Origin of the sequence: Burkholderia sp. MSh2 (genome assembly GCF_000731655.1) — a bacterium.
Taxonomy (GTDB): domain Bacteria; phylum Pseudomonadota; class Gammaproteobacteria; order Burkholderiales; family Burkholderiaceae; genus Burkholderia; species Burkholderia paludis.
In genome coordinates, this window is the sequence record NZ_JPGM01000089.1 from 22,538 (window position 1) to 31,963 (window position 9,426).

Annotated in this window: 10 protein-coding genes; 6 read left to right on the plus strand and 4 right to left on the minus strand. The window is 67.4% G+C overall.

All coding sequences use genetic code 11. From position 1 onward, the window contains the following. The first annotated feature begins 88 nt into the window (after positions 1 to 88). The 3 genes from GQ57_RS34935 to GQ57_RS34945 all read left to right on the plus strand — a co-directional run bounded on the left by GQ57_RS34935 (position 89) and on the right by GQ57_RS34945 (position 3,896). Positions 89 to 1,213 (plus strand): aryl-sulfate sulfotransferase, encoded by a 1,125-nt coding sequence (locus GQ57_RS34935; RefSeq protein WP_031403160.1) that lies wholly within the window; start codon positions 89 to 91, stop codon positions 1,211 to 1,213. A gap of 58 nt (positions 1,214 to 1,271) precedes the next feature. Next, positions 1,272 to 2,633, plus strand: coding sequence for a uracil-xanthine permease family protein (locus GQ57_RS34940; protein WP_034200269.1), 1,362 nt, complete (start codon positions 1,272 to 1,274; stop codon positions 2,631 to 2,633). 324 nt (positions 2,634 to 2,957) lie between these two features. Continuing rightward, positions 2,958 to 3,896, plus strand: coding sequence for an integrase (locus GQ57_RS34945; protein WP_034200270.1), 939 nt, complete (start codon positions 2,958 to 2,960; stop codon positions 3,894 to 3,896). A 37-nt stretch (positions 3,897 to 3,933) separates the two neighbouring features. Here the strand turns inward: GQ57_RS34945 and GQ57_RS34950 are convergent, their stop codons facing one another. The 3 genes from GQ57_RS34950 to GQ57_RS34960 all read right to left on the minus strand — a co-directional run bounded on the left by GQ57_RS34950 (position 3,934) and on the right by GQ57_RS34960 (position 5,902). Then, positions 3,934 to 4,413 (minus strand): RES family NAD+ phosphorylase, encoded by a 480-nt coding sequence (locus GQ57_RS34950; protein ID WP_031403157.1) that lies wholly within the window; start codon positions 4,411 to 4,413, stop codon positions 3,934 to 3,936. Continuing rightward, complete coding sequence (gene parS / locus GQ57_RS34955) at positions 4,410 to 4,865, minus strand: type II RES/Xre toxin-antitoxin system antitoxin (protein WP_031403156.1); 456 nt, start codon at positions 4,863 to 4,865, stop codon at positions 4,410 to 4,412. Before parS ends, GQ57_RS34950 begins: the two co-directional genes overlap by 4 nt. 395 nt (positions 4,866 to 5,260) lie before the next feature. After that, entirely contained in the window at positions 5,261 to 5,902 is a 642-nt protein-coding gene (locus tag GQ57_RS34960) for an HD domain-containing protein (protein ID WP_034200271.1), read from the minus strand. Positions 5,903 to 6,115: 213 nt separating this feature from the next. On the opposite strand from GQ57_RS34960, the gene GQ57_RS34965 reads away from it, so the two are divergent. The 3 genes from GQ57_RS34965 (at position 6,116) to GQ57_RS34975 (ending at position 8,760) form a co-directional block, all read left to right on the plus strand. Further along, positions 6,116 to 7,081 (plus strand): GlxA family transcriptional regulator, encoded by a 966-nt coding sequence (locus GQ57_RS34965; RefSeq protein WP_034200272.1) that lies wholly within the window; start codon positions 6,116 to 6,118, stop codon positions 7,079 to 7,081. Between the two features lie 332 nt (positions 7,082 to 7,413). Continuing rightward, positions 7,414 to 7,725, plus strand: a complete 312-nt coding sequence (locus tag GQ57_RS34970; RefSeq protein WP_031403153.1) for a DUF4148 domain-containing protein — start codon at positions 7,414 to 7,416, stop codon at positions 7,723 to 7,725. Between the two features lie 321 nt (positions 7,726 to 8,046). Further along, entirely contained in the window at positions 8,047 to 8,760 is a 714-nt protein-coding gene (locus tag GQ57_RS34975; RefSeq protein ID WP_031403152.1) for a dienelactone hydrolase family protein, read from the plus strand. 145 nt (positions 8,761 to 8,905) lie between these two features. On the opposite strand, the gene GQ57_RS34980 is transcribed toward GQ57_RS34975, so the two are convergent. Next, positions 8,906 to 9,426, minus strand: a 521-nt coding sequence (locus GQ57_RS34980; RefSeq protein ID WP_034200273.1) for a TolC family protein, incomplete at its 5' end; no start/stop codon positions are given.

The window sequence follows — 9,426 nt, forward strand, 5'->3', positions numbered from 1 at the left end:
ATTTTTCCGAACAGGCCGTCAAGAATAATCCGGTTTTGCTGACTCGCCGAATCGACTAGATTCCGCTGCATTCCCGTGTCCGATTCGAATGGAGACCGCAGTGACGACCGTCGACCAGATCACCCAGCGCCGCCGCGGCGTCGGCCTCATCGCCCACGATCCCGCGCTGTCCGCGGGCGGCTATACGCTCATCGCGCCGCAGACGGCGGGCGGCAACGTCTATCTCGTCGACATCGACGGCGAAGTCGCCCATCACTGGAAAATGCCGGTGCGCCCCGGCCGCCATGCCGTCATCCTCGCGAACGGCAACCTCGGCTACAACGGCAACCACCCCCGCTCCGAATCGCGCTACGCGCCGTGGTCGATGTGGCACGGCGGCGAATTCCGCGAAGTCACGCCGCAAGGCGAAACCGTGTGGCGCTACGAGGATCCCGCCCACCATCACGACGCGCAGTGGCTGCCGAACGGCAACCTGCTTTACGCCGCATGCGAGCCGGTCGATCCCGCGTTCGCGCGGCGCGTGCCGGGCGGCACGCCGCACGGCGACGACGAGGTGATGTACGCGGACGTGATCCGCGAGGTGAACCGGGCCGGGCAGATCGTCTGGGAATGGCATGCGCGCGAGCATCTGCGGCCCGAGGATTTTCCGATTGCCGCCGGCTTCGGCCGCTACCACTGGCCGCTCGTCAACGGTCTCGCCGTCGACGCGGACGGCCGCGTGCTGATGAGCCTGCGAACGACGTCCGGCATCATCCGCGTGAACCGCGAAACCGGCCGCGTCGACCTGCATATCGGGCCCGACGTCGTGTCGCACCAGCATGCGCCGGTGCCGCTCGCGAACGGCAACATCCTCGCTTTCGACAACGGCAATTTCCGCCACGGCGCGCATGTCGCGTTCTCGCGCGTCGTGGAAATCGACCCGGCGACGCAACGCATCGTGTGGTCGTATTCGGACGACGTAGTGAACCTGTTCTACACGCCGTTCATGGGCAACGCGCAGCGCTTGCCGAACGGCAACACGCACGTCACGGAATCCTCGACGGGCCGGCTGTTCGAGGTGACGCCCGCCGGCCAGGTCGTCTGGGAATACGTGATCCCGTGGTTTGCCGAATACCCGGACGAAGCGGCACGCAAGACCGGCCCCGGACAGTTGAACAGCGTGTTCCAGACGTTCCGCTACAGCGCCGCGCAGCTTCCCTGGCTGCGGACCTGACATTCCGTTCGCCGCCCGTTTCCGGCCCACGCCGTCGTTCGCTACCGAGAGGCCTGCCGTGTCGCACGATCCGATTTCACCGCCCGTCGATACGCGGCTGCCCGCGTGGCAACTCGTGCTGTTCGGGCTGCAGCACGTGCTGTCGATGGCCGCGTCCCCGATCACGGCCGTCTTCCTGATCGAAAAAGTCCTCGCGCTACCGGCGGACCTGACGGTCCAGCTGATCGGCGCAACGTTCTTCGCCTGCGGCATCGGCACGCTGCTGCAATCGCTCGGCGCCGGCCCGATCTGCGCCCGCATGCCGTTCGTGATGGTGCCCGGCGGCGCACCGACCATGCTGTTCGCGGGCATCGCCGCGCAATCGGGCCTGCCCGTCGCGACCGGCGCCGCACTGCTTGCCAGCGCGTTCTACTGGGTGCTGCTGCCCGTCTTCACGCGCTGCCTGCGGCTCTTTCCGCGCGTCGTCGTGGGCGCGATGCTGTTGCTGGTGTCGGTCAACCTGCTCCGGATCTACGCGACGATCGTCGTCGGCCAGCCCGGCTCGGCCGACTTCGCGCAACCGCGCGCGCTCGGTCTCGCGCTGGCGACGATCGTCGCCACCGTCGCCGTGGCCGGCGCATTTCGCGGCATGCTCGGGCGCCTTGCGGTGCTGATCGGCCTGACGGCCGGTGCGACGCTCGGCTGGGCGCTCGGCGCAATGCCGGCGTTCGACGACGTGTGGCGCGGCCCGCTGCTCACGCATCCGGTGTGGCTGCCGTTCGGCATGCCGCGCTTCGATGTGCTGGCCGCCCTGCCGCTCCTGATCTTCACGGCGATCTCGATGGCCGAGGCCACCGCGCAGACCGTCGCCGTCGGCGAAACGTGCGGCAAGGCAATCTCGCTGCCGCGCGACGTGCCGAAGACGATCCGCGGCGATGCGATCGCATCGCTGGTCGGCGCACTGTTCGGCACGCCGTTGATCGTGACCAGCGCCGAGAATATCGGCGTCGTGCAGACGACCGGCGTGCGCTCTCGCTACGTGACGGCCGCCGCCGGCGCGATCCTGATCGTCATCGCGCTGTGCGCGCCGCTCGCTCGGCTCGCGTATGCGATTCCGGCCCCCGTGGTCGGCGGCACCGCACTGGTCGTGTTCGCGATGATCGGCGTGATGGGCATCCGGTTGCTCGCCGGCACCGATCTGCACGCGCGGGCCAACCAGTACACGCTCGCGGCCGCGCTCGTCGTCGGCCTCGCGCCGATCCTGGTGCCGAACCTGTACCGTCATTTCGGCGCGCCGGTGCAGATCGTACTCGGCAACGGCATGGCAGCCGGTACGCTCGCGGCTATCGCGACCCAACTGACGTTCGCCGCCCTCGAACGGTTGAGGGCGCGCGAGGGCACGGCGGCAACCGCTGCGCCCTCGCCTTCGCGCGACGCGTAACGGCGACGGCAGGAAACGGGGTGCGCTACCGCGCGTCGAGCCCGGTCGCACCCACCGATCCGACACTCGGCTTCCGCACCGAGCTTGTCGGGTCGATATCGGTCGACGATGCCTCGTTCGAAATATGGATGCCGAAACGATGAAACGATATTGCCCCGTTGCTTCGTCGCGCTGCCGCTCTCGCGCGTTTGCCCGACGATGCGCAGCGTGCCGCGCAGACGGCACGCGTACCGCGCACCGACGTGCCCGTTGCATCGGGGCCGGCCGGCCCGCCGGCCATCGGAACGATTGCCGGCGTCACCGCGTTCCGGCTATAAATCGTGCATGGACACGAATCGCTGGATTATCGACCCGCTCGGCACCTTCCGCACCTGGCAGGAAACGGCCGCGACCGGCGCCGGCCGCCGGCCGTTCGCGCCGCGATCGGTCGTGCAGCACGTCGCGATGTTCGAACGATTCCTGCGTCATCTGAGCGCACACCGCGTGTCGCTGGCCACGTTCGGGCCCGACCACGTTGCGGCCTTTCTGGCGGAGCTCGACCGCACGTGCGCACCCGGCACATCGACCCGCATGCGGTACGCGAAACTGATCGACCGGCTGGGCCGGCATCTGGTCGAAGCCGGCGTGCGCACGATGCATCCGGCCGGCCGAACCACGCGCGATCTCGCATGGCCGGACAGCGAGCCCGAGCCGTGCTTCCTGCCACCCGACGCGGACGCGGCGCTGCAGCGCCACGTACAGCCTCGCCCGGGCGACACGCCGGCCGACTGCCGCAATCGCGCCATCGTCGCTCTGCTGCTGGCGAGCGGCATCACGTCGGCCGAGATTCGCGCGACGACGCATGACGCGACGGATCTCGACGCGCAGCCGCCTGCGCTGTCCGTGCCGCGCGATCGCGCGCGGCCGGCGCGCCGGATCGCGCTCGCGGAATTCGCGCTGGCGCCGCTCGCCGCATGGTGCGCGCGCACGCCGGAAGCAGCGCCAGCGGCACGGCTGTTTCCCGCGCCGCGCAGCGGTGGCGCGATGAACGACATGTTCCTGGTGCTCGTGGTGCGCGACGCACTGACCGCGATCGGCTTCCACGCGGCGGACATGAGCCCGCGCGTGCTGCGCAACACGTATGCGCGCCGCCAGTTGCTCGCCGGTCATGCGCATGCCGATGTCAGCGCGATGCTCGGCCTCGTCAGCGCGCGAACCGTCACGCGCCTCCGGCAGACGCTGCCGCTCGACGCGGCGGCCGATCGCGCCGCGCATGAACGCTGATCCCGCGCCCGTTGCGGGCCCGAGGCTGTCCCGTTCGCTATTCGCCCGGCGTCGACCGGATCAGCCGCAGAATCCGGGTGTCGTACGGCGACTGCATGACTTCCGCGATACGCACCTCGGACGCAGCCGGATGCAGCGGATTCAGCAGGAAGTTGTGCGCGTGGGGCACGACGACGCTCGGGACGCGCAGCAGCGCGCTCGGCTGCTTATGCAGCCACTCGGTGCCGGCGCTGCGGGTCCAGTCGACCTGGGTTCGCCAGTCGTCGGGCGCGTCGCCCTCCGCGATTTCGGCGATATCCACCGATTCGGACGCCTCGATGCGAAGCAGCTGATACCCGCTCGGCAATTGCGCGACCGTGGCGATTTCGAAATGGACGAGCGTCTCGAGCAGCGCGAGCGCCGGATGCTCGGCGAGATACACGACGGGCTGCCCGGCGTAATGCCAGCGCCCGCCGGCGCGCAACCCGCCGATGCCTTTCAGGTCGGCGTAATTGCTGATTCGCCACAGCGTCGTCAAGCGAAGTACCCCTCGTCGATCTGCGTGAGGACTTCCTCGACGAGTCGCGCGCCGTGCTCGGTGCTCGCCATGTCGAGAGACGTGCGGCCGCCGAAGCGCTGGAGCCCGTTGCGCAGCCACGCCATCGCCTTGTCCTGGTCGCCGAACGTGGCTGTAGCCTGCGCGACGATGCGCGCGAGGCGGATCGCCTTGTCGGATTCCTCCGGCGACAGGCGTTCGTGCGCCTGGCGGCGGTGGCTCAGCGTGCGGCGCGGAATGATGAAGGCCAGCTCGTCCGATTTCAACCCGCGCTCCGACAGCCGGTCGATCACCGAGACGTCGACGCGCGCACTCGCCAGCTCGGCAAGATCGGCCCCCGATCGGACGCGGATCGCCAGCAGCTGTTCGAGAATCGTGAATTCGGCCTGACGCGGATGCGCGACGCCTGACGGATGGAAAGCGATGGTGCTCATGACCTCTCCCGGCAATTTGCCCAATCATTATAGGCGTTTTGCCGAAAATGTGCGGGAAAGGCCGGAAGCGTGCCTTTGGCACGCTCGCCAGGCTAGTTGCAAAGTTGGCCGCGAATCGAAGATTCGCCTCGGTGAGGGGATACAGTTATTCAGTATATAAAGTCCCGAGCTATATCTTCCGATTGTCACGTAACAACTTTTTACCGCCCCCATTCCCGCTCGTGCCCGTCCACCACGCCCTTCACCCGAACGAGGCGGAGAGGCTGACGCGGCTACGGCCAGGAAAGACGATCGTCGGGCATAACCGTCCGTCGCGCCCGGCGAACTGCCACCCCTCAAGCCGGACGCCATCCCGATATCGTGCATTTCTCTTCCCGACTCACGAGCACCCGGTATCAGCCGGCCCACGCGGACGAGCGGATCACGCTGCAGAAATTGCCGGCGCGGAAATTCGGATCCTTGTCCGCGAGCACGTCAGCCTTCACGTTGCCGAACGTCGTGTCCGGCTTGTGCCTGATCCCGTCGTAGAACGCCTGAATGATGTCTTCCTTGAAGCGCGGCGTACGCGGATGCGCGCGGACGATGGCCTCGCGTTCGACGTCGCTGTATTCCGGATACGTCAGGCCCAGCACATCCATCTCGACGCCCGCGGTAACGAGCGCGATCAGCGGATGCATGTGCTGCGGGATGCCGGGCGTGGTATGCAGCGCGATCGACGTCCACACGACGTCGATGTCCTGCTGCGAGATGCCCTTGCCCTTCAGGAAATCGCGGGCGGCATTCGCGCCGTCCACTTCGAAGCGCTCGCACGCGCTGCTGTGCCGGTGCGTGAGCCCCATGTCGTGAAACATGCAGCCGCAGTAAAGCAACTCGGGATCGTACTCGAGCCCGCGCCGCCGGCCCGCGAGCGCCGCGAAATAGAAGACCCGGCTGGAATGATGGAACAGCAACGGTGACGCGGTATCGCGAACGAGTTCGGTGATCTCGCGCGTCAGTTGGCTATCGGGAATGGTGATGCCTGCAACGTCCTCTGTCATGATCGACCTCCATTGGAAACACTCCGATTTTCCGGCGTCCGGGGGCTGTCTTTAATGGACGTGTTACGTCGAATCCTGCCATTTTGCGTGACGGACGGACACGGCGTCCGCGCGGCCGGATGAACGCCGGGAACAGGCTCCGCCACGCGCCCCACGCACTGCCGGCGCCTCTATACTGCTACGCGTCACGTTCGACACAGCACGCAACCGATCATGCCGAAGGTCGTGGGAATTTTCGCCGTTCCGGGCGTCCAACTGCTCGATGTCTCCGCCCCGCTCGATGTCTTCGCCCAGGCGAACGCCGAGTGCGGGAAGCCGTTCTATACGTTGCGGGTCATCGCGAGCGAGCCCGGTCCGATCCGCAGTTCGTCCGGGACCCGGTTGCTGCCCGACTGGATCGTTCCCGACATTCCCGAGCGTATCGACACGCTGCTGGTCGCAGGCGCGCCGAGCGCCGGCCGGATCGCCCTGCGCACCGACGTCCTCGCCTGGTTGCGATCGGCGGCGGTGCAAAGCAGGCGTTACGGCTCGATCTGTACCGGCGCGTTCATCCTCGCGGCCACCGGCCTGCTGAAAGGACGTCGCCTGACCACGCACTGGGCCGCCGCGGACGCACTTGCCGAAGCCTATCCGTCGCTCGCCGTCGACGCGGACGCGCTGTACGTGCGCGACGGCAAACTGCGCACCGGCGCCGGCGTCACGGCCGGGCTCGATCTCGCGCTCGCGCTGGTCGACGAGGATCTGGGCCGCGAGATCGCACGGCGCGTCGCGGCGCAACTGGTCATGTACTTCAAGCGCCCGGGCGGGCAACTCCAGTTCAGCCGCAAGGGCGAAGCGCGCCCCGCAGGACGTTCGGTGCTGCAGGAGGTGCAGCGCTGGATCGCGGCGAACCCCGAACTCGACCATTCCGTCGCGACGATGGCAAAGCATGCGGGCATGAGCCCGCGCCACTTCGCACGGCTGTTCCGCGCGGAAGTCGGTACGACGCCGGCCGCATGGGTCGAGGCAGCCCGCATTTCGGCAGCCCGACACCTGCTCGAGAGCGGCCGTCACTCGCCGAAGCAGGTGGCCGCGCAATGCGGCTTCGCGAATGTCGATACGCTCAGGCGGTCGTTCACGCGACACGTCGGCGTCACGCCGGCCGAATACAGGAAGCAGCAGGCGCTTCCGGCCGAGTGACGCAACCGTGCCCGCACGGTACGACAACGGCACCGCCCAAATGCTTCGGAATCCGATTCATCATGTCGACACGACGTCGCCGGCCGATCGCCGCTATTCCGTTCTCGCAGACCGGGCCGGCATTCCCGTCAAGCACAAGCCGGCAGGGCAGCCCGCCAACCGATCGATGCCGAACCATCAGACAAAACACACTCCGATGCGCGATCGTTTACCCAGTTGCAATAATTATTCGCTGGAACGCGTATTTCCCACCGGTAACGTGATCGCTACGATGCAATCAACCCGCTGAACGCAACATGCGAAGCGCGAAATCAACGAAACCGGAGGTCATCATGAAGTCGTTCATCTACGCCGTCGTCGCCGCAACCGCCCTGTCCGCCTCGTATGGCGCCTTCGCGCAATCGAACCCGTCGGATCAGCTGACGCGTGCCCAGGTCCGCGCGGAACTCGTCCAGCTCGAACAGGCCGGCTACAAGCCCGAAGTCTCCGATCAGTATTACCCGCGCGCGCTGCAGACCGCACAGGCCCGCGTGACGAACGCCGATGAAGCCGGCTACGGTGCGCAAGCCGCCGCCGGCGTGCGCGCCGGCCGCGCGATCGCGGTCAGGCAGGAAGGCCGCGACTCCGTGTATTTCGGCCAGTAAGCCGGTCACGCGCCGCGTATTCCTCGGCGCGCGGCACCCCCGAAACACCCCGCTCCCGTTCATCGGGGCGGGGTGTTTGATCGTTGGCGGTCCGCTCGTCGGGAACCGATGCCGCCTCGATCGACACGATCCTGCCGATCGCGTGCCGGCGGCACGCCGTTCGCGCAGGCAGCCGGGGTTTGCGCATAGAATGGCCGCGTGGTCGGCGCCGGCCGAAACGAACGCGAGCGGCACCACGACGCCCGGCATGCCCGATCGTCGTCGCACCCGCCGGCCGGCCCGATGCCGCACTCAGCGCATTTTTCGAAAAGGAGCGGTTTCATGTCTCAAACATCCGGTTCCATGATCACGTTCAGCCGCCCGGACGGCCAGGAACTCCAGGGCTACCTCGCCAGGCCGGCCCGGACCGAAGGCGCGCCCGCGGTCGTCGTCATCCAGGAATGGTGGGGGCTGAACGACCAGATCCGCGGCGTCGCGGATCGCCTCGCACGCTGCGGCTACTTCGCGCTCGTGCCCGACCTGTATCGCGGCAAATCGACGGTCGAGGAGGAAGAAGCGCACCATCTGATGACCGGACTCGATTTCGGCGACGCGGCCTCGCAGGACATCCCGGGCGCGGTGACGTATCTGAAGACGCTGGCATCGCGAGTCGCGGTGACGGGTTACTGCATGGGCGGCGCCCTCACGCTGCTGTCGCTGCAGTTCGCCGATGCGGACGCGGGCGTCACGTGGTACGGCATGCCGCCGCTCGACTACCTCGATCCGGCAAAGCTCAAGGTGCCGCTGATGGGCCACTGGGCCACGCAGGACGTCTTCTTTGCGATCGACCAGGTCGATGCGCTGGAGAAAAAGCTGACCGATGCGAAGGTCGACGTCGAGTTCCATCGCTATCTCGCCCATCACGCGTTCGCGAACGAAACGGCCGTCGGCCCCGGCCGCATCGCCGGTACGCAGTTCGATCCGGTGTGGTCGCAAAACGCATGGGATCGCACGCTCACGTTCTTCGGTCGCACGCTGTGGGACAAGCAGCGGTAACGTGACACCTCCGTCACCCATCGCCGGCCACCAGGCCCGCGATGGGTGACGACGCAAAAAGAAACGCCACGGACTCGGTCGTCCGTGGCGTTTTCGTTTCCGCGTACAGACAGAAGCGGTTTCCCGCCCCTGCCCCGCGTCAGGCTCAGCCGTTCGCCGCTGCTGCCGACGCAGCGGCCGGAGCGGCCGCCTTGTCGTAGTCGACCGGCGCATCCGGCGCGCGCGGCTCCTCGCCGGCGCGTGCGATCCACCCGCCGCCCAGCGCGCGATACAGATCGACCAGATTGGTCCAGCGAGCCAGACGCGCGCTGATCAGCGACTGCTGCGCCGAGTACAGATCCGTCTGCGCGGTCAGCACCGACAGGTAGCTGTCCACGCCATTCCGGTAACGAAGATCCGACAGGTCGAAGCGGCGCTGCTGCGCGTGCTCGTTGCGCTCCAGCGCCGCGATCTGCTGGTCGTACGTGCCGCGCGCGGCCAGGCCGTCCGACACCTCACGGAACGCCGACTGGATCGCCTTCTCGTAGTTCGCGATCTCGATGCGCTTCTGCACGTGTGCAAGATCGAGGTTCGCGATGTTCGAGCCGCCCTCGAAGATCGGCAGCGCGATGTTCGGCGCGAACGACCACGCCGCCGTGCCGGCCTTGAACAGGCCGCCCAGCGTCG

What these genes read in the sequence shown, in the direction of transcription:
- GQ57_RS34935 (WP_031403160.1), top strand. Translation starts at nt 89, where the DNA reads ATGGAGACCGCAGTGACGACCGTCGACCAGATCACCCAGCGCCGCCGC.
- GQ57_RS34945 (WP_034200270.1), top strand. Translation starts at nt 2,958, where the DNA reads ATGGACACGAATCGCTGGATTATCGACCCGCTCGGCACCTTCCGCACC.
- GQ57_RS34960 (WP_034200271.1), bottom strand. Translation starts at nt 5,902, where the DNA reads ATGACAGAGGACGTTGCAGGCATCACCATTCCCGATAGCCAACTGACG.
- GQ57_RS34965 (WP_034200272.1), top strand. Translation starts at nt 6,116, where the DNA reads ATGCCGAAGGTCGTGGGAATTTTCGCCGTTCCGGGCGTCCAACTGCTC.
- GQ57_RS34975 (WP_031403152.1), top strand. Translation starts at nt 8,047, where the DNA reads ATGTCTCAAACATCCGGTTCCATGATCACGTTCAGCCGCCCGGACGGC.
- parS (WP_031403156.1), bottom strand. Translation starts at nt 4,865, where the DNA reads ATGAGCACCATCGCTTTCCATCCGTCAGGCGTCGCGCATCCGCGTCAG.
- GQ57_RS34970 (WP_031403153.1), top strand. Translation starts at nt 7,414, where the DNA reads ATGAAGTCGTTCATCTACGCCGTCGTCGCCGCAACCGCCCTGTCCGCC.